Below are 25,821 nucleotides of genomic sequence, written 5' to 3'. Positions count from 1 at the left end.
CGGAGGTGATCAGCGGGAACGGTTGGCCGCAGGCCGCCGGGGAATACGAGAGTGCCGCGGCCTCTGTCTTCGCTGTGCAGCCGAACGTGGCAGAGCACGCTCGCAAGGAGCGGCGTCGAAGTCAGCGCCCTGTCCTTCGGCGCCGCGGGCATCGGCAACCTGTTCACCGCCATCAGCGACGAACAGGCGTACGAGGCCGTGGGCGCCGCCTGGTCCGGGGGCATCCGCTACTTCGACACCGCCCCGCACTACGGCATCGGCCTCTCCGAACGCCGTCTCGGCGCGGCCCTGCGTGATCGCCCCCGTGCCGAGTACACCCTCTCCACCAAGGTGGGCCGTCTGCTGGAGCCCACGGACGCGGGCGGCGACGACCTGGCCGACGGCTTCGCGGTGCCCGCCACGCACCGACGCGTCTGGGACTTCAGCGCCGAGGGCGTACGACGCGGCATCGAGGCCGGCCTCGAACGCCTCGGCCTGGACCATGTGGACATCGTCTACCTCCACGACCCGGACGACCACGCCGAGCAGGCCTTCCACGAGGGCTACCCGGCTCTGGAGAAGCTCCGCTCGGAAGGTGTGGTCGGCGCCATCGGCGCGGGCATGAACCAGGCCGAGATGCTCACCCGCTTCGTCCGCGACACGGACGTGGACGTGGTGCTGTGCGCGGGCCGCTACACCCTGCTCGACCATGCCGCGCTGACCGAGCTGCTGCCCGCCGCCCAGGAGCGCGGCACCTCGGTGGTCATCGGCGGCGCCTTCAACTCCGGCCTGCTGGCCGACCCAAGGCCGGGTGCGACGTACAACTACGCGACGGCTCCTGCGGAGTTGCTGGACCGCGCCCTGCGGCTGAAGGAGATCGCGGAGCGGCACGGCACCACCCTGCGCGCCGCCGCGCTGGCTTTTCCCGCCGCCCACCCGGCCGTCGCGAGCGTCCTGGTCGGCGCCCGTTCGGCGCACGAAGTCCGCGACTGTGTCGCACAGTTCACGTCGCCGGTGCCGGAGGACTTCTGGCGGGAACTGCGTGAGACGAAGCTGCTGCCGGAGGACGCCCCCGTACCCGTACTCCCACAGGACCCGTCATGAGAGTCGCCCTGCACACCAAGGTCCGCGCCGACCGTACTGCCGCGTACGAGGCCGCCCACCGAGAGGTCCCCGAGGAGCTCACGACGGCCATCCGCGCCGCCGGAGCCACCTCCTGGACGATCTGGCGCAGCGGCACCGACCTCTTCCATGTCCTGGAGTGCGAGGACTACGGGCACCTGCTCGCCGAACTGGAGAAACTGCCGGTCAACATCGCCTGGCAGGCACGCATGGCCGAACTCCTCGACGTCGTGCACGACTACTCCGGCGAGGGCGCGGCCGCGGGGCTGCCCGTCGTGTGGGAGCTGCCGTGAGGGTGGACGCGCACCACCACGTGTGGGACCTCGCGGTCCGCGACCAGGACTGGATCAAGGGGCCCGAACTCCAGCCACTGCGACGTGATTTCGGCGTGGCGGACCTCGCACCGCAGGCACGGGCCGCCGGGGTCGACCGCACGGTCCTCGTGCAGACGATCACCGTGCCCGAGGAGACCCCGGAGTTCCTCGCCCTCGCGGCGGAGAGCGAGTTGATCGGGGGAGTGGTCGGCTGGACCGACCTGACCCGGCCGGACGTCGCCGACGAGCTGGCCCGGCTGCGGGAGCTGCCGGGCGGCCGCCACCTCAAGGGCATCCGCCACCAGGTGCAGGGCGAGTCCGACCCGGAGTGGCTGCTGCGTCCGGACGTACGCGACGGGCTCGCCGCCGTCGCCGAGGCGGGCCTCGTCTACGACCTGGTCGTGCTGCCGCACCAGCTGCCCGCCTGTGTCCGGGCCGCCGCCGGCCACCCCGAACTCACCTTTGTCCTCGACCACTTGGGCAAGCCGCCGATCGCCACGGGCGCCATGCAACCGTGGGCGACGGCCGTCCGGGGCCTGGCCGCGCTCCCCAACACCGTGTGCAAACTCTCCGGCATGGTCACCGAGGCGGACCACGCGAAGTGGACGGTCGACGGGCTGCGCCCCTACGCGGACACGGTCCTGGACGCCTTCGGACCGGGCCGGCTGATGTTCGGCTCCGACTGGCCGGTGTGCACGCTGGCGGCGTCGTACGGCCAAGTGGTCGATGCGGTGGAGGAGTTGACCGGAGGACTTGGCGCGGAGGAACGCGCCGAGATCTTCGGTGGCACCGCCACCCGTGTCTACCGGCTCTGACCGACCGGTCCGATCTGTCGTGCCTGATCCACCGGCTCTGATCCACCGGCTCTGATCTACCGGCTCTGATCCACCCACTCCAGCCGCATCGGCGGCAGGAACTCCCGCACATACGTCCGGTGCCAGCACGCGCCCGTCTCCCGCAGCTCATGCCACGTCGTGTAGCGGTAGCGGTAGAGGCGGGCGCGGACGTACCTGGGCGGGGCGTCCGCAGGGAACGGGGAGCGGCGCAGCAGCCGAAGCGTGTCGCGGTCGTTCTCCAGGAGCCGTTCGACCAGGCCCGTGAACCAGGAAGCGGCGTACGCGGGGGAAAGCGCCGCGAACCACATCAGCCAGTCGAGCCGCAGATGGTACGGCGCGTACTGGCGCGGCCAGTGGCGGGGATCGCCCGGTTTGCCCTTGAACTCGTACTCCTTCCACTCCGAGTCCTCCCGCGGCACGGGATCAGCCGTGCCCTCGACGACCACCTCGTGGCGCACCCGGCTGACGCTGCCGAACGCGCCGTAGGTGTTGACCAGGTGCAGCGGGTCGAAGGAGCGGTTCATGACCTGGCGCCGGGAGATCAGGTTGCGGGCGGGGCGGTAGCTGAGGGCCACCAGGCCCGTGGCGACCGCGAGGACCACGATCTCGTACCAGAGGGGCGGGCCGGCCACGTGGGGGGGAGTGGTGGGGAACTCGATCGCGGAGAGGGCCAGCACGATGGTGGTCCAGTTCAGCCAGGCGAAGTTGCCGGACAGGACCAGCCAGAGCTGGGTGAGGACCATCAGCGACGCGGCTGCCGTCGCGACCGGCTGCGGGGCGAAGAGGAGCACGGGCACGACGAGCTGGGTGAAGTGGTTCGCCGCCACCTCGACCCGGTGGAAGGGCTTGGGGAGGTGGTGGAAGAACCAGCTCAACGGTCCCGGCATCGGCTGGGTCTCGTGGTGGTAGTCGAGGCAGGTCAGCTCCCGCCAGCAGGAATCCCCGCGCATCTTGATCAGCCCGGCGCCGAACTCCACGCGGAACAGCACCCAGCGCAGCAGGAAGAGGACGACGACCGGCGGGGCCACCTCGTCGTTGCCGAGGAACACGGCGAGGAAACCGACCTCCAGGAGCAGGGACTCCCAGCCGAACGAGTACCAGGTCTGGCCCACATTGACGATCGACAGGTACATGGCCCAGGGCACCAGCCACAACACCATGGCCCCCCAGAGCGGGAGCCGCTGGTCCAGGCCGGCGATCAGCGCCACCGACACCGCGCAGCCCGCCCAGGCCCAGGCCGCGAAGAAGCGGTCCGAGTAGCGCAGGTGGAACACGCTCGGCGCGTCGCGGAACGCGACCCGCGCCACGAACCGCGGCACCGGAAGCATCCCCCGCTCCCCGATCAGCGCACGGAACTGGAGCGCCGCGCCCAGGAAGGCGACGAGGTACAGCACGGCCAGGGCCCGCTGGAAGACCAGCCGGCTCAGCCAGTAGTCGGGGGCGACGAACCACTCCACGCGAGCCACTCCTCTTCCCTCGGCTTCCATTGTGACGCTGGGTGACCGTCTCCGCTTGCGTGAGCCAACTGGGCGATGCAGACAATAGTGGACGAAATGCCCCGAGTGGTCGGGAGATCGTGGTGCAACGGGAGGAAGCAGTGCAACGGGAGAACGTGGTGCGACAGGAGAACAGCGTGGTGCACATACCCACCCGAGCCTTCGTCATGGCCTGCGCGCTCTCGGCGGCGCTCCTCGTCGCCGGGTGCGGCGGCCGGGGCGGCGAGAGTGCGGCGCCCGGGGCCGGTGGCGGTGAAGTCTTCCTGCAGTCGGTCGCCGGCGGCGGTCCCGACCCGTTCACCGCATCCACGGCCGCCGACTCGCCCTCCGTCACCCGAATGCCGTACCCGGCGGCACCCGCGAACCGTGGCTCCGCCCCGCAGGGCGTGCGCTCCTTCCCCGGCTCCACGCCCGGCCTCTACGGCGGCACCCGGGCCGTCGGCAGCTGTGACGTCGAGAAGCAGATCGGCTTCCTCGCCTCGGACCCCGCCAGGGCGCGCTCCTTCGCGGGGGCCGTGGGCGTCTCCCGGGCGGCCGTCCCGGACTTCCTGCGCGGTCTGACCTCGGTTGTGCTGCGCGCCGACACACAGGTCACCGACCACGGCTTCCGCGACGGCCGGGCGACCAGCTTCCAGTCGGTCCTCCAGCGGGGCACCGCGGTCCTCGTCGACAACCGGGGCGTGCCGCGCGTGCGCTGTGCCTGTGGCAACCCGCTGAACCCGCCCGTCGTGTCCAGGACGATCCCGGGCACGCAGGGGCAGCCCTGGTCCGGTTTCCGTCCTGGCAACGTTGTCGTCGTGACCCCGGCGGCCACGGCGATCAGGAACATCACGATCATCGACATCGTCGACAACAGATGGATCGAACGGCGGATCGGCGACGACGGCCACCGGGACGTCGCCCTACGGCCGCCGGTCTCGGCCGCGAGCCCCGGCCGTCGTACCGGCACGAGCCCCGGCACGAGCCCTGGTACGAGCCCTGGTACGAGCCCGAGCACGATTCCGGAGCAGAGCCCGCGGACGGGCCCCTTCGCGGATGAGCCGCCGTCCGACTGTGTGACGCCCACCCTCACCGTCACCCCGGACGGAACCCCGGGCATGCGGGACGGCGGGCCGCTGACGGAGGCTCCGGTGGCCGCGGTGTCGGACTGTTTCCGGCCCGCCACGACCGGCCCGCCGACGGTCCCGCCGACCGCTCCGACGACCCCACAGCCCGATATCTCCCTGCCGCCCCTCGCGCCGCAGACCCCCGCTCCCACCTCCACGGAGATCGACCGGAACGTCCCGCGGGACCCCCTCGCCCCACTGGACCCCTCAGAGGACGAGATCGGCCCCGACACCGTTCCGGAGATCCCCGACCTGCCCGACGGCGGTGGCCTGATCCCCGATGAGTCACCCGATGCGGACACCGTCTTCGACGCCCCGACCGACGTCTTCGACGGCTGAGCGCCGAGTGATCGGGGGAGCCCGAATCCGGACTCCCCCGAAGTCGAATTCCGGACGGCCCAGAAGTCGAATAATCGGCCGAATGCTGGCAAGGTGGGCGCATGGTTGATCGGGGAGCGAGCGCCCTGTCACTCCCGGACGACTGGCCCGCCCACCCGGATCCGATCCTGGCGCTCAACCGCATGGGCAGCTTCGACTGGGACCTGGACACCGGTCTGATGCAGATGGACGCCCAGGCCCACGAAGTCTTCGACGTGCGTCCCGAGGAGTACGACGGCCGCCCCGAGACCCTGTCCCTGCGGGTGCCCGCGACCGAGGGGATCCGTCTCGACACGCTGGTCTCGCACGCCCTCAAGGACGGCAGCGAGAACTACGGCGCCTACTTCCGCATCCGCTGCCGCGACGGCTCACTGCGCTGGACCCACACCCAGGGCTACATCCGCCGCGACGGGACGGGCCGGCCGCGCCGGATCATCGGCATCGTCCGCGACGCCACGCAGGAACTCGGCGAGAGCGCGGCGCGCCGCGAACAGGCGGCCCAGGACGAGGCGCGGCGCCAGCAGACGAACGTCGTGCAGATCACCACGGCCGCCCTCGCCCACGCCCGCACCGTCCAGGACGTCATCGACGTCCTCAAGGACTCCCACGGCCTCACCCACCTCGGCGCGACGAGCCTGGTCATGGGCCTGGTCGAGGCCGGACGCATACGGCTGGTCGCGGAGGGCCCCGAGGGCAGCTTCGTCCCCGGCACCATGGTCACCCGCGTCGACGAGCAGTACCCGATGAGCGAGGTCGTACGTACCCTCGCCCCTCGCTTCATCGAGTCGCCCGAGGACTTCGCCGACTCGTATCCGCTGCTGTGGCCGCACATCACCGACCTCGAGATCACCTCGGCCGCCTACCTGCCGCTCATCGCGCAGGCCCGCCCCATCGGCGCGATGGGGCTGCTCTACAACGACCGACGCGGCTTCTCGTCGGAGGAGCGCAACGTCCTCGTCGCGCTCGGCAGCAGCATCGCCCAGAGCCTCCAGCGGGCCATGTTCTACGAGCAGGAGAAGGACCTCGCACAGGGCCTCCAGCAGGCCATGCTGCCGCGCTCCATACCGAACGTGCCCGGCGCCGACATCGCCGTCCGCTACCGTTCCGCCTCCCTCGGCCGGGACATCGGCGGCGACTGGTACGACGTGATCCCGCTGCCCGGCGGCCGTGTCGGCGCCGTCATCGGGGACGTCCAGGGCCACGACACCCACGCCGCCGCCGTCATGGGCCAGTTGCGGATCGTGCTGCGGGCCTACGCAGCCGAGGGGCACACCCCCGCCACCGTGATGGCCCGCGCCTCGGTCTTCCTGCACGAACTCGACACCGACCGCTTCGCGACCTGCCTGTACGCGGAGGCCGACCTGTCCACCGGAGTCGTCCAGCTGGTGCGGGCCGGCCACATCGATCCGCTGATCCGGCAGAACGACGGCACCTGCCGTCGGCAGTCCGTCGAAGGGGGCCTGCCGCTCGGTCTGTCCGCCTTGTTCGGGCGCCTCGAATACCCCGTCGACACGGTCGAACTGGACCCCGGGCAGACCCTGGTGCTGTGCACCGACGGCCTTGTCGAGCAGCCCGGCGTCGACCTCGACGAGGGCATGCACACTCTCATGGAACTGATCCGCTCGGGCCCGGACGACGTACGCGACCTCGCCGACCGGCTCATCGACGTGGCCGAGGAACGCGGCGGCGACGACGACGTGGCGCTGCTGGCGCTGCGCCGCCGCGGCCCCGGGCCCCAGCAGTCCGGCGGGCGGCTCCAGCAGCATGTCGCGCCCGGCGACCCCGAGGCGCTCACCGAGGCCCGGCACATGATCCGGGCCGCGGTCCGTGCCTGGGGCGGTGCGGAGCGGGCCGACGAAGTCGAACTGGTCGCCGACGAGCTGATCACCAACGCCCTCATGCACACCGATGGGGCCGCGATCGTCACCCTGCGGGTCCTCAGCGGCCCGGGCCGTCGGCTGCGCGCGGAGGTCGAGGACTCCTCCAGCGCCCTGCCGCGCCGCCGCGAGGCGGGCGTCTCCGGCGTCTCCGGCCGCGGGCTCCTGCTGGTCGACCGACTCGCCGACGTCTGGGGCGTGGAGGCGCGCGGCGGCGGCAAGTGTGTGTGGTGCGAGTTCCTGGTCCCGGAACGGGACTGACCGCGTGTCGCGGGGGACCGGCCGGCGTTGCCTCAGGAGGTGGGTGGTCCGGATGGTGTTGTCGGTGGGGGGTGGCACTCTGGAGTCATGCCGGAACTGCCAGAGGTCGAAGCGCTCAAGGACTTCCTGGCCGACCATCTCGTCGGCCGCGAGGTCGTGCGCGTGCTGCCCGTCGCCATCAGTGTCCTGAAGACCTACGACCCGCCCGTCACCGCCTTCGAGGGCCGCAAGGTGACCGCAGTGCGCCGGCACGGCAAGTTCCTCGACATCGAGGCGGACGGACTGCACTTCGTGACCCACCTGGCCCGCGCCGGCTGGCTGCACTGGAAGGACACGCTGCCCGACGGCCCGCCCCGCCCCGGCAAGGGCCCGCTCGCGTTGCGTGTCGCCCTGGAGACCGGCGAGGGCTTCGACCTCACCGAGGCCGGCACACAGAAGAGACTCGCGGTGTACGTCGTCCGGGACCCGGCGGAGATCCCCGGCGTGGCCCGCCTCGGCCCCGACCCGCTCGCCGCCGATTTCGACGAGGCACGGTTCGCCCGGCTGCTCGCGGGTGAGCGCCGCCAACTCAAGGGCGCACTCCGGGACCAGAGCCTGATCGCCGGCGTGGGAAACGCATACAGCGACGAGATCCTGCACGCCGCCAGGATGTCCCCCTTCAAGCTGGCCGCCTCACTGACCCCCGAGGAGACGACCCGTCTCTACGAGGCGCTGCGATCCACGCTCACCGAGGCCGTGGAGCGCTCCCACGGTCTGGCCGCGGGGCGCCTCAAGGCGGAGAAGAAGAGCGGGCTGCGGGTGCACGGCAGAACGGGTGAGCCGTGTCCGGTGTGCGGCGACGTCATCCGCGAGGTGTCCTTCAGCGACTCCTCGCTGCAGTACTGCCCGACCTGCCAGACGGGAGGCAGGCCACTCGCGGACCGCCGGTTGTCCCGGCTGCTCAAATAGCCCGGGAGCAGCGGGGAAGAGCCCGGGATCAGTGGGGCGTGACGGTCACCAGGTGCTTGCCGTCCGTCGTACGCACCTCGAACCGGCTGATCTCGTCGGACTTGAGCGCGGCGCCGCCCTGCAGGGTGGTGGCCTCGCCGTTGTGGGCGGGCACCATCCAACTCGTCACCGTCTGCTGCGAACCGTCCTTGCCGATGGCGACGAGCTGGCAGGGGCGCGGGCCCCCGGCGTCCTTGACCTCGACCTCGACCTGGCTGCCCCAGATCCGGTCCGCGGTGGTGACCTTGGCCCATACGCCGGTCTGCGCGTCCGTCGACGCGACCGCGGCCGTCTGTGACCCGGAACCGTGCGACGTGACCATCGCGATCGACGGACCGCCCGCCGCGAGCACCACGGCGGCGGCCACCGCGTACAGCCAGCGCCTGCGGCCGGCCCGGTGCCGGGTCGCCACCTCAGTGAGGAGTTTGTCCATCAGGCGCGGCCCGGGGGCGGCGAAGGGGTGCACGGAGCGCGGGGTGGCATGCCGGTACAGCATCAGCTGCCGCGTGGCGGGCCTGAACTCACTCACGTGCGCCGCGCACTGGGGGCACTCCATGAGGTGATCCTCGAAGCGGAACGCCTCCGCCTCGTCCAGCACGCCGAGCGCGTAGGCGCCGACGTCGCGATGCCGTTCCAGGGACCTCATACCGAATACCGAATCCTCGTGGCGATGGTGCGGGGGTGGGAGTGGTGTTGCTGTTGCCCACGGGTACGCACCAGACCGTCGAATCACTCAAGACTCGTCCGGAATCGCGGCCAAGACATTCGGAGCGGGTGGGCTCGCGGATTGGTGCGAGCCCGAAAAAAGTTGTGCGGAAAACTTGTTTGGCGGAGCGCGGAGCCGTGAACTGGGGTTACCGGCGGTTCGCCCGGTCGTGGCGATCAGAAGAGATGGATCGCCAGATGTCCCAGGGGCAGACCCAGCCGCCAGGCCGGTGTCCACACCTTCGGACCGTCGTCCTCGCCCGGGATCGGCCCGCCGCCGGGCACGGCGTCCAGGTCCGGGGCGAGCAGTTCGGTCTCCTCCAGCCAGCGCCAGGCCGCCGTCGCCAGTTCCAGGTCCGGAGCGGGGCCGCCGGCCTCGGCAGCCTCGGCCGCTCGGCGCGCCATGTGCTGGCGCACCCAGTCCTGCCACGGCTGGTCGTACGCCGTCAGCGAGAGCCAGGTCTCCAACTGCGAGACGACCCGGATGCCCGAGAGCTCGCCGTCGGTGTCGGAGAGGAAGATGGTCAGTGCCAGGGCGTCACGCCCGGCGCGGAACTCGAAGGACGTGGGCGGCATCAGGTCGCCGGTCCGCAGCAGCTCGTCGGCGATGTACTCGGCGTACAACCACGCCATGGGGACGGTGAGTTCCCCACCGCCGGTGCCGTCCGTGCTCTCTTGGCCTCTGTGCAGCATCCCTTCCTGCCTTCCTCCGGTTTGCGTGCGCGTCGCCCGATCCCGAGCCCTTGGGGGTTTCCCCCCGATCCGGAACACGGATGAGGACAGCTGATTGCTCAACCATGGTCCTCAGCAAGGCGCTTTACGGAGGTTTGACTCGGCCTCCGGTTTCACCGCAGGTCGGCCGCGTATCCCGGAAGAACCCGGCGCAGGGCGCGCAGTGCGTAGTACGCACGAGACTTCACGGTACCGGGCGGAATTCCGAGCGCCGCGGCGGCCTCCGCCACACTCGCCCCCTGGAAGTACACCAGCACCAGGACTTCACGGTGCTCGGGAGTGAGTGTCTTCACAGCCTCCCGCACATCGAGCGTCGCCGCCGACCTTTCGGCGTGATCCGCGCAGACCCGCGCGCTGTCCAGCACCGCGTCCCCGACCTCGGGCGGACGCGCCTGGCGGGCCCGCCGCGCATCGATCGCGAGCCGCCGTCCCACGGTGAGCAGCCAGGGACGTACGGAGTCGAAGTCGTCGGCGCGCAGCGCCTCGGGGTGTTGCCAGGCGCGGACGAACGTCTCCTGCAGCAGATCCTCGGCGCGCTGGCGGTCGCCGTCGGAGAGTCGCAGGAGCAGGGCGAAGAGGGGCCGGCCGTGCTCACGCTGCAGCGCGGCCAACTCGTGTTCGGCGGTCGTCTTGGTGGTGGTTCCGGCCGTCATGGCCTGTATGTCAGCGGGTGCCGCTCCGCTGGGACAGGGCCGGGGCACGGGTCTGCGGTGGGCGGTCGATGCCGTCGGTGAACGGCGCGGTGAACGGTTCAGCGGGGCCCGGTGGCGCCCCAACGGGCAGTTCCCCGAGGGCCGGACGGGCTACGGGTGCGCGTCGCTCCTTGACTCCCCCCTCTCGATTGGGTGGATTTGCCTTACTTCCTAGTTAAATATGACTGCATCGAGGCTGGGCATGATCACACGTAGTCGACTGGTCGGCATCGCTCTCGCGGCCGTACTCGTCGTGGGCGCCGGCTGCAGGGCCGACCAGGAACCGTCGGCCCGCAGCACTGCGCACCCCGGCGCGCCCCTCACCCCCCACGGCTTCACCCTCGTCGCCTCCGGCGACGTGCTGGCGCACACCTCGGTCACCGAGCGGGCGAACGCCGACGCGGGCGGCACCGGGTACGACTTCCTGCCGATGTTCGAAGGGGTGAAACCCCTAGTCTCCGGCGCCGACCTGGCGATCTGTCACATGGAGACCGTGTACGGGTCCGACGGCGACCACACCGGCAATTCGGCCTTCAAGATTCCACCGCAGGTGGCCGACGGGCTCGCGGCGACCGGGTACGACGCCTGCTCCACCGCCTCCAACCACTCCCTGGACGACGGCGCCGCGGGCGTACGGCGCACTCTGGACGCCCTTGACCTCGCGGGCGTACGGCACGCGGGATCGGCGCGCACGGAGCAGGAGGCGTACGTGCCCACTCTCCTGCGCGCGGGCAACGCGACGGTCGCCCACCTCGCCTACACCTATGGCACGGACGGCTCCCCGATGCCTCAGGGGCAGCCGTGGAGCGTCAACCTCATCGACCGCGACCGGATCCTCGCGGACGCCCGGGCCGCCAGGAAGGCGGGTGCCGACGTGGTGGTCGTGTCCCTGCACTGGGGCACCGAATGGCAGGAGCAGCCCGACACCCAGCAGATGACACTGGGCCGGGAGCTCACCGCCTCCCGCACGGACGGGCGGCCCGACATCGACCTGATCCTCGGCACGCACGCGCGTGTCCCGCAGGCGTACGAGAAGGTCAACGGCACGTGGGTCGTCTACGGGATGGGAGACCAGATCGCGGGCGAGATGTTCAACCGCCAAGGCCTCCAGGACTCCCGGGGCAACGAGAGCACCCTCGCCCGCTTCACCTTCGCCCCGCCCGCGCACAAGGGGGACCGCTGGGAGGTCACGAAGGCGGAGTTCGTGCCGCAGGTCTTCGACGTCGACGCCGGGCGGGTCGTCGACGTCAACGCGGCTCTGGCCCAGGGCGCCGACCTGGCCGGCGTACGCGACCGCATCCGCGACGTCGTGCTCAGCCGCGGCGCGGCCCACGACGGCCTGACGATGGCGCGGTAGGACCCACGGAGCCCACGGAGCCCACGGAGTTCACGGAGCCCACGGAGCCCATGGAGTTCACGGAGCCCATGGAGTTCACGGAGCCCATGGGTTCTATGGGACCCATGGGGTCTATGGGACGACCGTGACCGGCCAGCGGCCTGCCTTCACCATCCGGATCGCCACCGACCCGATGATCCGGTGCCCCGCCTGCTCGGAGGCGCCGACCACCACGGCGTCCGCCTTCAGCTCGTCCGCCGCCGTCACCAGACCGCTGTAGGGATCGCCACGGAAGGTGTGGAACTCCCAGCGCACCGCGAATATGTCCTTGACCTGCTCGGTGGCCTCCCGGATCTGCGCGATGAGGTCCTCGGCGATCCGGTCGGTCGTCTCGGCGACCGGCGCCCCGAGTGCCGCTCCCGCCGCCATGACGGGCTGCACGTACACGAGGGCGAGCAGCGCGTGCTGCCGCCTGGCCAGCCCGGCGGCGTAGGCCGCCGCGCGCAGCGACGAGTCGGAGCCGTCCACGCCGACGACGATGACCTTGGGACCGTCCGTGCCACGCTCGAACCGGTGCGAGGGTTGCTGTTCCGCCACACCACCGAGGCTATCGGAAGCCGCTGGTCGGGAGCAGGGCGGGCCCGCGGCACCCGCATGGGTCGGAACGGGTGAAGTGTCCGCCGCCACAGCCCGGCACGACCGCCCTGCGCGTCGGCGACGAGGGGCACGGCGCTCGACGGGCGCGTCCGGCCGGGGCTTCCTAGAGTCGACACCATGAGCGCCACCGTGGAGGCCCGCGGACCGAGGGATGCCACGGGTCCCGTACCGCCGTCCCGGGTCGGCTTCCTCAGCAAGGTGCCCGAAGGCTTCGCGGCCTTCTTCGGCGCCCTCTCGATGCTGTGCGCCCTGCTGGCCTTCTTCGCCCCCGTGCGCCGTCTGCTGCACCCCGTCGCGGCCCTCCTCGACCTGTTGATCGTCCCGGTCAGCGCCAACCTCGCGTACGCCGTCTTCCTCTTCCTGCTCGCCGCCGCGACCGCCGCCCGCAAGAAGGTCGCCTGGTGGTTGGTCGTCGTCTACCTCGGCCTGCTGGTCTTCTTCGACATCGTGGGCCTGGCGATGGGCCTGTACGCCGAGTCGCTGCCATCCTTCGTCGCCTGCGGACTGCTGCTGGTGCTCCTGCTCGTGGCGCGCCGTGAGTTCTACGCCGACTCCCGGCGCGGCGCCGTATGGCGCGCCCTGGCCGTACTGCTCGTCGGACTCGCTGTGGCGATCCTGATCGGCTGGGGCCTGGTCGAGTGGTTCCCCGGCACGCTGGCCTCGGAAGAACGGCTGCTGTGGGCGGCCGGCCGGGTGTGTGGCGGGCTGGTCCCCAGCAGTTCGTTCAGCGGGCGCCCGCCCCGCAAGCTCTTCTTCGTCCTCGGCCTCCTCGGCGCACTCGCCCAGCTCAACGCCGTCGCCACGCTCTTCCGCTCCCAGCGCCTGGAGGCGGCCTTGCGCGGCGACGAGGAGGCCCGCATCCGTGCCCTCCTGCGGGCGTACGGCGCCGACGACTCCCTCGGCTACTTCGCCACCCGCCGCGACAAGGCCGTCGTCTTCTCACCCAGCGGCAAGGCCGCCGTCACCTACCGCGTCGAGGCCGGCGTCTGCCTGGCCAGTGGCGACCCCGTCGGCGACCGCGAGGCCTGGCCGCACGCCATCGAGGCCTGGCTCGACCTGGCCCGCCGCTACGCCTGGGCGCCCGCCGTCATGGGCGCCTCCGAGGACGGCGCCAAGGCCTTCGCGCGCGCCGGGCTCGGCGCGCTCGAACTCGGCGACGAGGCGATCCTGCACGTCGTCGGCTTCGACCTGGACGGCCGCGACATGCGTGTCACCCGCCAGGCCGTGCACCGCGTACGGCGCACCGGTGCCACCTGCCGGGTACGCCGCCACTCCAGCCTCACCGACGAGGAGATGGAGGAGGTCATCGACAAGGCGGACGCCTGGCGCGACACCGAGACCGAGCGCGGTTTCTCCATGGCCCTGGACCGGCTCGGCGACCCCGCGGACGGCGACTGCCTCCTCGTCGAGGCCCTGACGCCCGACGGCAGGCTCCTCGCGCTGCTGTCCTTCGTGCCCTGGGGCAAGGACGGCATCTCGCTCGATCTCATGCGCCGCGACCGCAGCGCCCCGAACGGCGTCATGGAGTTCATGGTCGCCGAGGTGTGCGCGGCGGCCGGGAGGTTCGGCGTACGCCGCATCTCCCTCAACTTCGCGGTGTTCCGGTCGGTCTTCGAGGAGGGCGCCCGGATCGGCGCGGGGCCGGTGCTCCGGCTCTGGCGCGGACTGCTGCTGTTCTTCTCCCGGTGGTGGCAGCTGGAGGCCCTCTACCGGTCCAACGCCAAATTCCAGCCCGAGTGGTACCCCCGCTTCATCTGTTACGGCGACACCGGCTCCCTCGCCCGCATCGGCCTGGCGTCCGGCATCGCCGAGGGCTTCGTCTCCGTGCCCTCGCTGCGCAAGCTCTGGGGCAAGGGGCACCCCAGGACCGGACCCCAGCCCGCGAGCACCATGGGCCTGCCCTCGCTGTCGGCTCTCGGCCTCGACGAGGGCGGGGAGACGGCGGCCACCGATCCGACCGTGGCCCTGCCCGAACAGATCCGCCTGCGCCACCGCACACTCGACCGGCTGCGCGCCGGCGGAATCGACCCCTATCCGGTGGGCGTCCCGTCCCGCACCCACACCCTCGCCGAGGTCCGTGCGGGACCGGCGGGACAGCACGTGACCGTCGCCGGGCGCGTCGTCCTCGTACGCGACTTCGGCGGGATCGTGTTCGCCGTCCTGCGTGACTGGTCAGGCGATCTCCAGCTCGCCTTCACCCGGCTGGAGTCCGGACCCGAGCTCAAGCGCTTCCGCCAGGACGTCGACATCGGCGACCACATCACCGCCGAGGGCCTCGCCGGCGTCAGCGACCAGGGCGAACCGACCGTCTTCGTCTCCTCCTGGCAGCTCACCGGCAAATGCCTGCGCCCGCTGCCCGACAAGCGCCGGGGCCTCGCCGACCCCGAGGCGAAGGTGCGTCGCCGCTATCTCGACCTGGTGTCCAGCCCCGACGCCCGCGAGGTCCTGCGGGCGCGCTCCGCGGCCGTACAGGCGCTGCGTCAGGGCCTGCTGGACCGGGGCTACCTCGAGGTCGAGACGCCGATTCTCCAGCAGATCCACGGCGGCGCCAACGCCCGGCCGTTCACCACCCACATCAACGCCTACGACCTGAACGTGTATCTGCGCATCGCCCCCGAGCTCTACCTCAAGCGGCTGTGCGTGGGCGGCCTGGAGAAGGTCTTCGAGCTGGGCCGCACCTTCCGCAACGAGGGCGTCTCCTACAAGCACAACCCCGAGTTCACCATGCTGGAGGCCTACCAGGCGTTCGCCGACTACGACGGGATGCTCGACCTCACCCGCGAACTGATCCAGGGCGCCGCGACCGCCGCCTTCGGCGCGCCCGTCGCCCGCAAGGACGGCACCGAGTACGACATCTCCGGACCGTGGCCGGTCAAGACGGTGCACGGCGCGATCTCGGAGGCCCTGGGGGAGGAGGTGGATCCCGGCGCGTCCGTGCCGGACCTGCACCGGCTGTGCGACGGTGCGGGAGTGCCGTATCGGCCGGACGACGGACACGGTGACGTCGTACTGGAGATGTACGAACGACTGGTCGAGGAGAAGACCCTGCTGCCCACGTTCTACAAGGACTTCCCGACCGATGTCTCCCCGCTCGCCCGGCAGCACCGCACCGACCCGCGCCTCGCCGAGCGCTGGGACCTCGTCGCCTTCGGTACCGAACTGGGCACCGCTTACTCGGAGTTGACCGACCCCGTGGAGCAGCGGCGGCGGCTGACCGCGCAGTCGCTGCGGGCCGCCGGGGGAGATCCCGAGGCGATGGAACTCGACGAGGACTTCCTCGACGCGCTGGAGTACGCGATGCCGCCGACCGGCGGGCTCGGCATCGGAGTGGACCGGCTGGTCATGTTCCTCACGGGGCTGACGATTCGGGAGACATTGCCGTTCCCCCTGGTGCGTCGGCGCTGAGCTGGTCCCAACGGGTGCTTTCCCGAGTCCGCACCGGTGTTGCTCAGCCGCGTCGCGCCTCCACTGGGCGACTGATTAGTCATGAAAAAGGATAAGCTGCTCACGCGGCGCCGGGCGTTGATCGCCGGTGTCGCCGTCCTGGGAGCGGCGGGGGCGGCGGGCACGGCCCGCGTCCTCACCGCCGATCCGGCCGCGAGCCCGGTGGGCGGCGCACCCGTGGCCGGGGGCCCGCAGGCGCGCCAGGCACTCAAGCCCTCCGCGTACCGCCTCGAGCCGATGACCGGATTCGCTCCGTCGCGCCGGACGCCCGGCAAACCCGCGGTCCGGCGTGAGCCGATCCTGCGGGTGAGCGGGCGCGGCAACACGATGGTGCTGACCTTCGACGATGGACCCGATCCGCGCTACACCCCGAGCATTCTGCGCACCCTGCGCAAGCACGACGTACGGGCGATGTTCTTCGTCTGCGGGGAGATGGCTGTCGACAACAAGGACCTGCTGGCCGAGATGGCCGACGACGGGCACGTCGTCGGCAACCACACCTGGACGCACCCGTTGCTGACCGAGCTCCGGCGCTCCGAGATCCGCTCCGAGATCGCGCGTACCAGCGACGTCATCGAGGACGCCTACGGTGAACGGCCCGTCTGGTTCCGCGCGCCCTATGGAGCCTGGAACCGGGCGACCTTCCAGATCGGCGCCGACCTCGGCATGGAACCGATGGCCTGGACGGTCGACAGCCTCGACTGGACCACCCCGGGCACCGCCACCATCGTCGACCGGGTGGAGGAGGGCGCCGCCCCCGGCGTCGTCGTCCTCTCCCACGACGCGGGCGGCGACCGCTCCCAGACCGTCCGCGCCCTGCGCGACTACCTGCCCGAACTCCTCGACTCCGGCTACCACCTCACGGTGCCGCACCGCCAGGACTTCTGAGCGGGGAGCGGGCGCAATCGCCCCCGACTCCGCCGAAGGGCCCGGGAACACTGCCCGGGCCCTTCGGCGGTGAGTTTCAGCGGACCTCGACCAGGCGGGCGAACACGACGACGTTCCCGTCGTAGCCGTGCTGCTTGGAGAAACCGCCTCCGCAGGTGATGACCCGCAATTCCGGGGTGCCCTTGCTGCCGTACACCCGGTCACCGGGGAAGTTGTTCTTCGCGAATACGTCGACGCCGTAGATCTCGAATGTGGCGGTCTTCCCGTCCTTTCGCTGAACCTCGACCCGGTTTCCCTTCTTGAGGGAACCGAGCCCATAGAAGACGGCCGGACCCCGCATGTTGTCCACATGGCCCACGATCACGGCCGTGCCCTTCTCGCCGGGCGACACCGCACCGGTGAACCAGCCCGCGAGATTGGCATTGTCGGGCGGCGGCGCGTCGACCCAGCCGGCCGAGTCGAGACCCACCGGCACGACCGGGGCATCCACCTGGATCGCCGGGATCCTGACCCGGTCCACCACGGAGTAGGGCAACGCGGCGGGCCCGTTGGAGAAGGTGGCGACGGGCGTCCTGCTGTCCGCTGCCGCCGCCGTCGCGGGCTGCGGAGGGCCCACGTCGAACTCACCGGAACCATTCCGAATGAGTGCGAGGCCGGTCAGCAGAACAAGCGCTATCACGCCCCACGGGGCGCGCTTCTTCTGTCGCTCCTCCTCTTCGGCCACCTCGGACGCAAACATTCGCAATCCCCTCTCGACGCGGCCGTCGCCGCGTCCGTCGCGCATACCAGAACGCTAAGTGCAGCATGCCCGGCAGGCGACGGGGCGCGGGCGAACGGGTGTCGGGGCATCCGCGTGGTGAGCCATCCGAGTTGCCGAGGGCAGGAATTTTCTGACGGTCCGTGACCTGCGGCAATATCCGATTGTGTGGAAATCCTTCGGCGTGTCTTCTCACCAGGACGGACCATTCTCGAAATGCGTCCCTGTGCGCCGCATCTGAGGGTCTGTATGGGAGGCGCTTTCTCGCCGATCGACCGGGGACGGTTCCCGGGGCGTCTTCCGCGGAGGATCACATGCGTACAACTCGTGCCCTGGCGGTCTCTGCCGCCGTGGTCGCCGCGGTGGGGCTCGCCGCCCCGGTGGCGACGGCATCGAACGAACCGGGCAGCAGTGAGACGGGCAGCAATGAGTCGAGCAACAACGAGCCGAGCGGCAACGAGCCACTGGGCAACCCCGGTGGACCGGGCAACGGCACAGGGCTGAACAACGGCGGTGCAGTGGTCGGCGGCGGTGGGGTGGTCGGCGGCGGTGGCGTGGTGGGCGGTGGCGTGGTCGGTGGCGGGGTGGTCGGCGGCGGTGGGGTGGTCGGCGGCGGTGGCGTGGTGATCGGCGGCGGTGGCGTGGTCGGTGGCGGCCGCCCGGGTGACAACGGTCGGTTCAATGACAATGGCCGGTTCAATGACAACGGTCGGTTCAATGACAATGGCCGGTTCAATGACAACGGCCGCTTCAATGACAATGGCCGGTTCAATGACAACGGCCGCTTCGATGACAATGGCCGGTTCAATGACAACGGCCGCTTCGATGACAACGGCCGTCACGAGGTGCGGAACATCCTCGTCCGGCCCAGTGTCATCGCGCGGGGCGGCCAGCTGTCGATCGCCGTGGACGGCGAAGCGTGCCTGAGACCCGGCAGCACGGTCTCCTCGCGGGTCTTCCGCACCACCCTGCTGCGCCGGGTGGGCGGCGACAGGTCCATCGCGACGGTCACCGTCGACCGTGACGCGCGCCCGGGGAGGTACGACGTCACGGTCCGCTGTGACGACCGAAGGCTGACCCGACCCGCGGCCTTCGCCGTCATCGGCGGTGTCAGCGGTGGTCTGGGTGGCAGCGTCGGCGGACCGGCGCCCGCCGACGTCGCTATCGGCGGCGGACTACTGACCGCCGGCGCCGTCGGCGGTGGGCTGTTCTGGCTGCGCCGCAGGTCCGAGAGGCGGATCTGATCGGTGCCGTCACCCTTGGCAGTGCCCCGCGGAGCGTGTGCGTGACCCTTCGCCCCGGACCTTCTCGCCGAGATCCGGGGCGAGAAGGGCCCCGCGTGGCGAGCGGTCAGGACTCCTCGTCCGTGACGCGGCGGTGCGTCATGGACCACGCGGTGCCGAGACAGCCGGCGATGAGCGCGGTTCCCAGGCCGATCTCCCTGAGGTCGAAGCCGCCGCCGGAGCTTCCGCCGACACCGGCCTTGACACCTCGCTGCACGGAGGCGGGGACCTGGACCCGGGCCGGGTCGGAGTAGTTGGTGTCGGAGCGGCCGGGGGCGATGGTCAGCTCGGTGTGGCCGCTCTCGTTGCCGCACTGGAACGTCACCTGGTACACCGCGCCCGCTCTGGCGTCCCCGTCGATCAGAGCCGTCGCCGACGACTGGCCCTTGGGGATCGTGACCGTGTCGAAGACTTCCGAGGAGACCCTGGCGACGGAGTCGCAGCTCTCCGCGGTCAGCCGGAGCCGGCCGCCCGCCGCGATGCTCTGTGGCTGCACGTTGAAGCCGAACGAGGTGATGTTGTTTTTGCCCCGGCCACTGTCACGGCCACTGTCACGGCCGCCGTCACTGTTCGCGTCGCCATTTCCGGCGAGAGCGGCGGTTGCGGAAAGGGTGAGGGCGCTCACGCCCAGCAGTGCGGCCGAAGCGACGCGTATCGCGTGCATGGTGAGCCTCCGGGTCCCCGAGGAGCGTTGCTGCGGACCTTCCGCCTGCGTCTGAAATGCGCCTCGATGTTCGAAACGCTAGGAAGGCGTGCGCGTGGGCGCGATCGCAGTAGCGCGAATGGGGTATCCGTGTGGGCCGTACGGGGGAATGTGCATGCGCGATCGGGGGACGGACGCGGCGTGGCGGCCGTCCCCCGATCCTCCGGTCCCTAAAGGAGGACCTTCACTTCGGAAGGTGCGGGAACAGCGCTGTGAACGGTTCCGCCGAAGCGGTGATCCCCCGGCTGTAAGGCGCGTCGAAGTCCCAGATCAGGAAGAGCAGGAACGCGATCAGGGCGGAGAAGAGCCCGGCGAGGATCAGTTCCCGCTTGGTGCGCCTGATCTGGAGCGCGAACACCATCCCGATGGTGACCACGGCTCCGGTGATCAGCCCGAACCACACCACGCCCGGCATGGTCGCGTCCGTCGAGTCGGCTCGGGCGTTGCGTGCCGCGTCGGCCGCGGTCACCTGGTCGACCAGCGGCTGGTAGGCCTGGGCCTCGAAGTCCGACCTCGGCTTGTAGTCGCTGACATCCTGACGGACGACCTCGAAGCGCCGACCTCCCTCGGCGGTGACATGGCCGTGGTCGGCCATGGTCTTCCACTCGGTTTTGACGACGTATCCGACGTACGCGTCGACGTCGCCGCGGATACGGTCGCGCACGTCGGGCGGGTAGACGCGGACCCGCTCCGAGATCTCGTGCAGGGCCTGGGCCTCCGCCTGCACATGGTCCTGGGCGGCGCTGCGGGCCTCCCAGACACCGGCGATGGCCAGTCCGAGGACGATGGCGTAGACCACGCCGATCATCATGGTCATGTATTCGATCACGTCCGGGGTCTCGGACGGATCCTCGTCCTCAGGGGCCCGGCGGGTGCGTACGAGGGACACGACGAGGACGACGACACACGCCGCCGCCATCGCGAGGACGAGAACAAGCCATTCCGACAAGGATGCCTCCAGGGGTCAGCGCGGACGCAGCGCCGCGACGGCGAGCAACGCGGGCACGGTGACGAGCAGGGTGAGCGAGACCAGGGACGGTCCGCTGCGGGACGAGTGCTTGCGCGTCGGGGCGCGGTAGGCCGGATAACTCACCGGGGTCGCCGACGGTTCGGGCCGCGCTTTGTGCGTGGGCGAGGGCGTCGGTGTCGGTGTGGGCTTCGGTTTCGGCGCTGGCGGGGGTGCCGGCCTCGGCGGTGGCGCCACGGCGGGAGGCCGCGGGGTCGGCGAGACGGGCGGAGGCGGTGGCGGGGGAGCCGGGGGCGGGGGTTTGGGCCTGGGTTTGGGCGCAGGCGCAGGGGGTGGTGGGGGCGGTGGCTTCGGAGCGGGTGGAGGCGAGGGCGAGGGTGGCGGCGGGCTGATGGTGCAGAGGCCGTCGCCGGCCACCGCCACCGCGTCCGTGCCGTCCGGGCCGATGGAGGCGTACGCACAGGAGTCGGCGACCGCCGCCGAGGCCGGCGCGCCGCCGATGATCCAGGTCAGCGTCAGCAGCGCCAACACCCGTATGACTAGGGCGGACCGGGTCCGCTGTGGTCCATGCACGACGGAGATCATGAGGCGTGCGGCGCCCGCGCACGCCGGAGCTGAGGGGTATTGCCCCCGAACGAAGGACGTCCGGCTCGGCCCGGTTTGACGCCCCCGAGGGACACGGTCACCGGGGTGGGCACAGATGCACGAGAAACCTGTCGGCGTGGGGTGTGTCACAGCGTGCGGAAAGTTTTTTGTGCGGCCGTTGAACACATCCGCCACTCCCACCCGTACCTAGGGCCATGCGCGGCGCAGCAGGGCGCTGCAACCCTTAATGCGAACAGTGGGAGTTACCCAATGAAGACCTCCTGGCGGAGCGCCTCACTCGTAGCGACAGCTGCGGCCGTGCTGGCGCTCACGACGGCGTGCGGTCAGGAATCGGGCACCCAGTCGACGGGTAGCCAGAACGTGGGCGCCGCCGCGGCTGCCAACGGTTACGGTCAGGCAACCACCAGCAGCACCACTTCTCCCAACGGCTACGGCGCCGACCAGCAGAGCGCCGCCCCCAAGGCGGAATCCGCAGGTCAGCTGGCCGTCGCGGAAAGCACGACGCTCGGCAAGGTGCTGACCGACAGCGCCGGGTTCACCCTGTACCGCTTCGAGAAGGACACCGCCGAGCCGCCGAAGTCGAACTGCGACGGCGACTGCGCGACCGCTTGGCCGCCCGTTCCCGCCGACGGCGCCGTGGCCGCCACCGGTGTGGACAAGGCCCTGCTCGGCGAGGTCACCCGTTCGGACGGCACCAAGCAGCTGACGATCGGCGGCTGGCCGATGTACCGGTACGCCAAGGACACCAAGGCCGGTGACACCAACGGCCAGGGTGTCGGCGGTACTTGGTACGCCTCCGCCCCCGATGGCAAGAAGGCGACCCTGGCCTCCCTGCCGGGCCTGTCGACCCGCAACGACCCCAAGCTCGGCGAGATCATCGTCGACAAGAACGGCAGGACGGTCTACCGCTTCCTGAAGGACCAGGCCTGGCCCGTCCCGAAGTCCGCCTGCACCGGTGCCTGCCTGGAGAAGTGGCCCGTCGTGGCCCCGGTCTCCGCCAGTGACACCAAGGGCGTGAAGAAGAAGGGCCTGATGGGCTTCACCCGCCCGGACGGCGCCAAGCAGATGACCGTCAACTGCTGGCCCATCTACACCTTCTCCGGTGACAAGGCCGCCGGTGACACCAACGGTCAGGGTGTGGGCGGCACTTGGTACGCCGTCGCCCCCGACGGAAAGCCGGTCGGCGCGCCGAAGTAGAGGATCACCTCCCCAGGGTTGATCGATCTCGCCCGGAACAACGGATCGCGGAAGGGAGTGGACCAGGACTGGCAAGTGTGCCGGACGAACGGAACAACGCGTACGACCCGGGTCCGCCCCCTCCGCACCGCACGGAGGGGGCGGACCGCTTGGCATGCCGGAACGGGCGGGGCGCGTGGATCGGACCACGCGGGGCGCGCGGTTCACGGCGCGGTTCACTTGCCGTACGGACGCCCGGAAGTTTTCCACACCGGGGATACCCGACTCCCTGATACCGTCGCGACGCTTCGTAACTCCCGCGAACTTTTTGGAATGCTTCGCATCGATTTCGCGGTGACAGCGGACGGCGTGTTCGACTGACCTGCACCGGGCGCCAATTCGGCACATGCCCGAGGCAGTGACGGTGAACGGACGGTCAATTTCCGTTTTGGCTCGCTCCTTTGGCGGACGATCAGTAGCCTCAGCTCGAACACCGGATCGCCTACGTCGTCGACTACGCCTTGGAGAGATAGATGGAGCGTCCCGCCTGGGCCCCCCGCAGCATTGACATCTCGGTGCCGAGCGTGTCCCGTATCTATGACTACTACCTGGGCGGTTCGCACAACTTCGAGGTCGACCGGGAAGCCGCGCGCAAGGCGATGGAGTTCATGCCGGGACTGCCCAAGATCATGCAGGCGAACAGGGCGTTCATGCGCCGTGCCGTGCGTTTCGCGGCCGACGAGGGCATCGACCAGTTCCTCGACATCGGCTCCGGCATCCCGACCTTCGGCAACGTCCACGAGATCGCCCAGACGGCCAGGCCCGGCGCGCACGTCGTGTACGTGGACCACGACCCGGTGGCCGTCGCGCACAGCCAGGCGGTCCTGCGGGACAACGAGGACGCGGACGTGGTCGCGGCCGATCTGCTCAAGCCCCAGGAGATCCTGGCGACCCCCCAGGTGCAGCGGTTGATCGACCTGAACCGTCCGGTGGCCCTCCTCCTCGTTGCCATACTGCACTTCGTGGAGGACGCGGACGACCCGTACGGCGCGGTGGCCGAGCTGCGCGACGCGCTGGCGCCGGGCAGCCTGCTCGTGCTCACGCATGCCTCGTACGAGGGAATCCCGCTCTCGCCCGAGCGGGCCGAGGGCGCGGTCGACGTGTACAAGGACATCCGCAACCCGCTGATCATGCGCTCGCGCGAGGAGATCGCGCGGTTCTTCGAGGGGTACGACATGGTGGAACCCGGTCTGGTGCCGATGCCGATCTGGCGGCCCGACACGGCACCCGAGGACGAGGATCCTTATTCCTTCTCGGGGTTCGCCGGTGTGGGGCGCACGGCGTGACGGGCGAACCGGACGGGCCGGAGGACAGACTGCACAGGTTCGCGACGATCTGGAGCCGGGCGGTCTTCCCGGTCACCTCCACGTCGCTGACCCGGCCGGAGCTCGAGCAGCAACTCGTGCCGCTCGCGCGGCGGTTGAGCGACGCGCTGAAGGCGAGGACCTTCGACGCCGCCGCGGGCCAGACGGTCGGCGCCGCGCTCGTCGCCGCACACTGCACCGACCCCGAGGCGCTCAGCCGCAGCCTCGACTGCGTCGACGCCTATCTGGTGCTCTACTGCGGCGAGGACGGGCCCCAGGAGGCCCTGCGGACCCGCTCGGCGCGCCTGCAGCACGCCATGGCGGCGGGCTACGCGGGGGCGCTGCGGGAGCGGACGCTCGCCGAGCAGGAGGCCATCTCCCAGGCGGCGTTGAACGCGCGCAGCACGGTGGCCGAGGCGCTGCACGCGAGCGAGGCCCGGTTCCGCGCGGTCTTCGAGGGCGCGGCCATAGGAATCGGCATCGCCGACCTCGAAGGCAACATACTGCAGGTCAATGGAGCCCTGCTGCGTATGTTCGGCGGTTCCGAGCAGGGCGTGCGCGGCCGCAAGGTCCCCGAGTGGACACATCCCGAGGACGCGCCCCAAGTCTGGCGGCTGTACGAGGAGTTGGTACGCGGCGAGCGCGAGCACTACCACGTCGAAAAAGCCTTCTACCGGCCCGACGGCACCGCCCTGTGGACCAACCTGACGGTGTCCCTGCTGCGCGACGCGGACGGCCGGCCGCAGTACCAGCTCGCGCTGATGGAGGACACCACCGAGCGGCGGCTGCTCAATCTGCGGCTGCGTTACGAGGCCACCCACGACGCGCTCACCGGCCTGCCCAACCGGACCCTCTTCTTCGAACGCCTGGAGAAGGCACTGTCCGCCGGCAACGACCAGCGCTTCGGCCTGTGCTACCTCGACCTCGACGGCTTCAAGACCATCAACGACAGCCTCGGGCACGCGGCCGGCGACCGGCTGCTCGTCGAGGTCGCCGACCGGCTGCAGTCCTGCGCGACCGCACCCGGCGAGATGGTCGCCCGGCTCGGCGGCGACGAGTTCGTGGCCCTCACCACCGGGCCCGACACGGAGCGCGAGGTGGACGCGCTCGCCGACCGCATCATGAACGCCCTCGTCACCCCGGTCCGCATCGACGGCCGGGAACTGACGGTCCGCGGCAGCATCGGCATCGTCGAGGGCCCGGCGGGCGAGCGCGGCCCGGCGGAGGTGCTGCGCAGCGCCGACATCACGATGTACCGCGCCAAGTCCGCCGGCGGCAACCGCTTCGAGCTCGCCGACCCCGAGGCCGACGCCCGCGCCATCACCCGGCACGGGCTCACCACGGCACTGCCCGCGGCCCTGGACCGGGGCGAGTTCTTCATCGAGTACCAGCCGCTCGTGCACCTCGGCGACGGCAGCGTGCACGGCGCGGAGGCGCTGGTGCGCTGGCTGCACCCGCAGCACGGGGTCCTCGGCCCCGACCGGTTCATCCCGCTCGCCGAGCACACCGGGCTGATCGTACCGCTCGGCCGCTGGGTCCTGGAGCAGTCGGTCCGCCAGGCCCGCCAGTGGCAGGAACGACACGCCGCCGCGGGCCCGCTGCGGATCAACGTCAACCTGTCGCCCTGCCAGCTGACCCACCCGGGCCTGGTCCAGGACACGGTCGACATCCTGGAGCGTGAAGGTCTCGACGCCGAGGCACTCTGCCTGGAGGTCACCGAGTCCGCGCTGATCGGCGCCGACGACGATCTGCTGAAGCCGCTGCGGCGCCTGGCCGAGATGGGCGTCGACATCGCCCTCGACGACTTCGGCACCGGCTACTCCAACCTCGCCAACCTCCGCCGACTGCCCGTGAGCATCCTCAAGCTGGACCGCTCCTTCACCCAGGGCATGCAGCAGTTCCCGGCGGACCCCGTCGACCTCAAGATCGTCGAGGGGATCGTTTCACTCGCTCACAGCCTCGACCTCGCGGTCACCGTGGAAGGCGTCGAAACGGGCGCACAGGCCGAGCAGTTGCGGATACTGGGCTGCGACACCGCCCAGGGCTGGTACTACGCCCGCCCGGGCCCACCGGAGCGGCTCCACGAGCTGGCGCTCGTGGACGCGACAGGCTGATGCAGCGGGCGCGGCGTGGTCTCCTGGAACGGAGACCACGC

The 25,821-nt window shown here is 70.7% G+C and carries 22 protein-coding genes; 13 read left to right on the top strand and 9 right to left on the bottom strand.

Annotated features, from left to right (window positions below):
- Window positions 1–51: 51 nt before the first annotated feature.
- From ABZ656_RS41905 to ABZ656_RS41895, 3 genes are read left to right on the top strand one after another with little or no spacing between them, the layout of a single operon-like run.
- Window positions 52–1,083, top strand: coding sequence for an aldo/keto reductase (locus tag ABZ656_RS41905; RefSeq protein WP_360275620.1), 1,032 nt, complete (start codon window positions 52–54; stop codon window positions 1,081–1,083).
- Complete coding sequence (locus ABZ656_RS41900; RefSeq protein ID WP_101402336.1) at window positions 1,080–1,394, top strand: L-rhamnose mutarotase; 315 nt, start codon at window positions 1,080–1,082, stop codon at window positions 1,392–1,394. The genes ABZ656_RS41905 and ABZ656_RS41900 overlap by 4 nt, the downstream gene beginning before the upstream one ends.
- Window positions 1,391–2,230: an amidohydrolase family protein gene (locus ABZ656_RS41895; RefSeq protein WP_360275617.1), complete on the top strand. Its 840-nt coding sequence runs from the start codon at window positions 1,391–1,393 to the stop codon at window positions 2,228–2,230. Before ABZ656_RS41900 ends, ABZ656_RS41895 begins: the two co-directional genes overlap by 4 nt.
- A gap of 56 nt (window positions 2,231–2,286) precedes the next feature.
- Here ABZ656_RS41895 and ABZ656_RS41890 read toward each other — a convergent pair whose 3' ends face one another.
- The gene (locus tag ABZ656_RS41890; RefSeq protein ID WP_101402338.1) at window positions 2,287–3,708 is read right to left on the bottom strand and encodes a lipase maturation factor family protein; all 1,422 of its coding nucleotides are present in this window, start codon (window positions 3,706–3,708) and stop codon (window positions 2,287–2,289) included.
- A gap of 176 nt (window positions 3,709–3,884) precedes the next feature.
- Here ABZ656_RS41890 and ABZ656_RS41885 point away from each other — a divergent pair, with 176 nt between their 5' ends.
- The 3 genes from ABZ656_RS41885 to ABZ656_RS41875 all read left to right on the top strand — a co-directional run bounded on the left by ABZ656_RS41885 (window position 3,885) and on the right by ABZ656_RS41875 (window position 8,317).
- Window positions 3,885–5,192, top strand: a complete 1,308-nt coding sequence (locus ABZ656_RS41885) for a DUF6777 domain-containing protein (RefSeq protein ID WP_360275614.1) — start codon at window positions 3,885–3,887, stop codon at window positions 5,190–5,192.
- A 101-nt stretch (window positions 5,193–5,293) separates the two neighbouring features.
- Window positions 5,294–7,369, top strand: coding sequence for a SpoIIE family protein phosphatase (locus ABZ656_RS41880; RefSeq protein ID WP_360275611.1), 2,076 nt, complete (start codon window positions 5,294–5,296; stop codon window positions 7,367–7,369).
- Between the two features lie 87 nt (window positions 7,370–7,456).
- Window positions 7,457–8,317: a DNA-formamidopyrimidine glycosylase family protein gene (locus ABZ656_RS41875; RefSeq protein WP_101402341.1), complete on the top strand. Its 861-nt coding sequence runs from the start codon at window positions 7,457–7,459 to the stop codon at window positions 8,315–8,317.
- Window positions 8,318–8,345: 28 nt separating this feature from the next.
- Here the strand turns inward: ABZ656_RS41875 and ABZ656_RS41870 are convergent, their stop codons facing one another.
- From ABZ656_RS41870 to ABZ656_RS41860, 3 genes are all read right to left on the bottom strand, one after another.
- The gene (locus ABZ656_RS41870) at window positions 8,346–9,002 is read right to left on the bottom strand and encodes a zf-HC2 domain-containing protein (RefSeq protein WP_101402342.1); all 657 of its coding nucleotides are present in this window, start codon (window positions 9,000–9,002) and stop codon (window positions 8,346–8,348) included.
- Window positions 9,003–9,238: 236 nt separating this feature from the next.
- Complete coding sequence (locus ABZ656_RS41865; RefSeq protein WP_101402343.1) at window positions 9,239–9,754, bottom strand: hypothetical protein; 516 nt, start codon at window positions 9,752–9,754, stop codon at window positions 9,239–9,241.
- 152 nt (window positions 9,755–9,906) lie between these two features.
- On the bottom strand, window positions 9,907–10,446 hold the full coding sequence (locus ABZ656_RS41860) for a sigma-70 family RNA polymerase sigma factor (RefSeq protein WP_101402344.1): 540 nt from the start codon (window positions 10,444–10,446) through the stop codon (window positions 9,907–9,909).
- A 241-nt stretch (window positions 10,447–10,687) separates the two neighbouring features.
- On the opposite strand from ABZ656_RS41860, the gene ABZ656_RS41855 reads away from it, so the two are divergent.
- Window positions 10,688–11,842: a CapA family protein gene (locus tag ABZ656_RS41855; protein WP_360275606.1), complete on the top strand. Its 1,155-nt coding sequence runs from the start codon at window positions 10,688–10,690 to the stop codon at window positions 11,840–11,842.
- Window positions 11,843–11,953: 111 nt separating this feature from the next.
- Here the strand turns inward: ABZ656_RS41855 and ABZ656_RS41850 are convergent, their stop codons facing one another.
- Entirely contained in the window at window positions 11,954–12,418 is a 465-nt protein-coding gene (locus tag ABZ656_RS41850) for a universal stress protein (RefSeq protein WP_101402346.1), read from the bottom strand.
- 177 nt (window positions 12,419–12,595) lie between these two features.
- Between ABZ656_RS41850 and lysX the strand changes: the two genes are divergently transcribed.
- Window positions 12,596–15,883, top strand: coding sequence for a bifunctional lysylphosphatidylglycerol synthetase/lysine--tRNA ligase LysX (gene lysX / locus ABZ656_RS41845; RefSeq protein ID WP_101402347.1), 3,288 nt, complete (start codon window positions 12,596–12,598; stop codon window positions 15,881–15,883).
- An 81-nt stretch (window positions 15,884–15,964) separates the two neighbouring features.
- Window positions 15,965–16,810, top strand: coding sequence for a polysaccharide deacetylase family protein (locus ABZ656_RS41840; RefSeq protein WP_101402348.1), 846 nt, complete (start codon window positions 15,965–15,967; stop codon window positions 16,808–16,810).
- Window positions 16,811–16,886: 76 nt separating this feature from the next.
- Here the strand turns inward: ABZ656_RS41840 and ABZ656_RS41835 are convergent, their stop codons facing one another.
- Window positions 16,887–17,549 (bottom strand): class F sortase, encoded by a 663-nt coding sequence (locus tag ABZ656_RS41835; RefSeq protein ID WP_168498531.1) that lies wholly within the window; start codon window positions 17,547–17,549, stop codon window positions 16,887–16,889.
- Between the two features lie 368 nt (window positions 17,550–17,917).
- Between ABZ656_RS41835 and ABZ656_RS41830 the strand changes: the two genes are divergently transcribed.
- On the top strand, window positions 17,918–18,811 hold the full coding sequence (locus tag ABZ656_RS41830) for a hypothetical protein (RefSeq protein ID WP_360275601.1): 894 nt from the start codon (window positions 17,918–17,920) through the stop codon (window positions 18,809–18,811).
- Between the two features lie 106 nt (window positions 18,812–18,917).
- Here the strand turns inward: ABZ656_RS41830 and ABZ656_RS41825 are convergent, their stop codons facing one another.
- From ABZ656_RS41825 to ABZ656_RS41815, 3 genes are all read right to left on the bottom strand, one after another.
- Complete coding sequence (locus ABZ656_RS41825) at window positions 18,918–19,514, bottom strand: hypothetical protein (RefSeq protein WP_360275598.1); 597 nt, start codon at window positions 19,512–19,514, stop codon at window positions 18,918–18,920.
- Window positions 19,515–19,737: 223 nt separating this feature from the next.
- Window positions 19,738–20,502, bottom strand: a complete 765-nt coding sequence (locus ABZ656_RS41820; protein WP_360275595.1) for a hypothetical protein — start codon at window positions 20,500–20,502, stop codon at window positions 19,738–19,740.
- A gap of 15 nt (window positions 20,503–20,517) precedes the next feature.
- Window positions 20,518–20,646, bottom strand: coding sequence for a hypothetical protein (locus ABZ656_RS41815; RefSeq protein ID WP_360275592.1), 129 nt, complete (start codon window positions 20,644–20,646; stop codon window positions 20,518–20,520).
- A 729-nt stretch (window positions 20,647–21,375) separates the two neighbouring features.
- Here ABZ656_RS41815 and ABZ656_RS41810 point away from each other — a divergent pair.
- From ABZ656_RS41810 to ABZ656_RS41800, 3 genes are all read left to right on the top strand, one after another.
- Window positions 21,376–22,323, top strand: coding sequence for an SCO0930 family lipoprotein (locus tag ABZ656_RS41810; protein ID WP_101402352.1), 948 nt, complete (start codon window positions 21,376–21,378; stop codon window positions 22,321–22,323).
- Between the two features lie 512 nt (window positions 22,324–22,835).
- Window positions 22,836–23,648, top strand: coding sequence for an SAM-dependent methyltransferase (locus tag ABZ656_RS41805; protein WP_168513967.1), 813 nt, complete (start codon window positions 22,836–22,838; stop codon window positions 23,646–23,648).
- Entirely contained in the window at window positions 23,645–25,780 is a 2,136-nt protein-coding gene (locus ABZ656_RS41800) for an EAL domain-containing protein (protein ID WP_360275588.1), read from the top strand. Before ABZ656_RS41805 ends, ABZ656_RS41800 begins: the two co-directional genes overlap by 4 nt.
- Window positions 25,781–25,821: the final 41 nt, after the last annotated feature.

Origin of the sequence: Streptomyces sp. NPDC007095 (assembly GCF_040634475.1) — a bacterium.
Taxonomy (GTDB): Bacteria; Actinomycetota; Actinomycetes; order Streptomycetales; family Streptomycetaceae; genus Streptomyces.
This window is presented reverse-complemented; position numbering and strand designations above follow the sequence as displayed.

Excerpts from the sequence above, each read along its gene's own strand:
- ABZ656_RS41855 (WP_360275606.1), top strand. The coding sequence starts at position 10,688 with ATGATCACACGTAGTCGACTGGTCGGCATCGCTCTCGCGGCCGTACTC.
- ABZ656_RS41880 (WP_360275611.1), top strand. The coding sequence starts at position 5,294 with ATGGTTGATCGGGGAGCGAGCGCCCTGTCACTCCCGGACGACTGGCCC.
- ABZ656_RS41875 (WP_101402341.1), top strand. The coding sequence starts at position 7,457 with ATGCCGGAACTGCCAGAGGTCGAAGCGCTCAAGGACTTCCTGGCCGAC.
- lysX (WP_101402347.1), top strand. The coding sequence starts at position 12,596 with ATGAGCGCCACCGTGGAGGCCCGCGGACCGAGGGATGCCACGGGTCCC.
- ABZ656_RS41825 (WP_360275598.1), bottom strand. The coding sequence starts at position 19,514 with ATGCACGCGATACGCGTCGCTTCGGCCGCACTGCTGGGCGTGAGCGCC.
- ABZ656_RS41810 (WP_101402352.1), top strand. The coding sequence starts at position 21,376 with ATGAAGACCTCCTGGCGGAGCGCCTCACTCGTAGCGACAGCTGCGGCC.
- ABZ656_RS41870 (WP_101402342.1), bottom strand. The coding sequence starts at position 9,002 with ATGAGGTCCCTGGAACGGCATCGCGACGTCGGCGCCTACGCGCTCGGC.
- ABZ656_RS41835 (WP_168498531.1), bottom strand. The coding sequence starts at position 17,549 with ATGTTTGCGTCCGAGGTGGCCGAAGAGGAGGAGCGACAGAAGAAGCGC.
- ABZ656_RS41840 (WP_101402348.1), top strand. The coding sequence starts at position 15,965 with ATGAAAAAGGATAAGCTGCTCACGCGGCGCCGGGCGTTGATCGCCGGT.
- ABZ656_RS41805 (WP_168513967.1), top strand. The coding sequence starts at position 22,836 with ATGGAGCGTCCCGCCTGGGCCCCCCGCAGCATTGACATCTCGGTGCCG.
- ABZ656_RS41865 (WP_101402343.1), bottom strand. The coding sequence starts at position 9,754 with ATGCTGCACAGAGGCCAAGAGAGCACGGACGGCACCGGCGGTGGGGAA.
- ABZ656_RS41900 (WP_101402336.1), top strand. The coding sequence starts at position 1,080 with ATGAGAGTCGCCCTGCACACCAAGGTCCGCGCCGACCGTACTGCCGCG.
- ABZ656_RS41860 (WP_101402344.1), bottom strand. The coding sequence starts at position 10,446 with ATGACGGCCGGAACCACCACCAAGACGACCGCCGAACACGAGTTGGCC.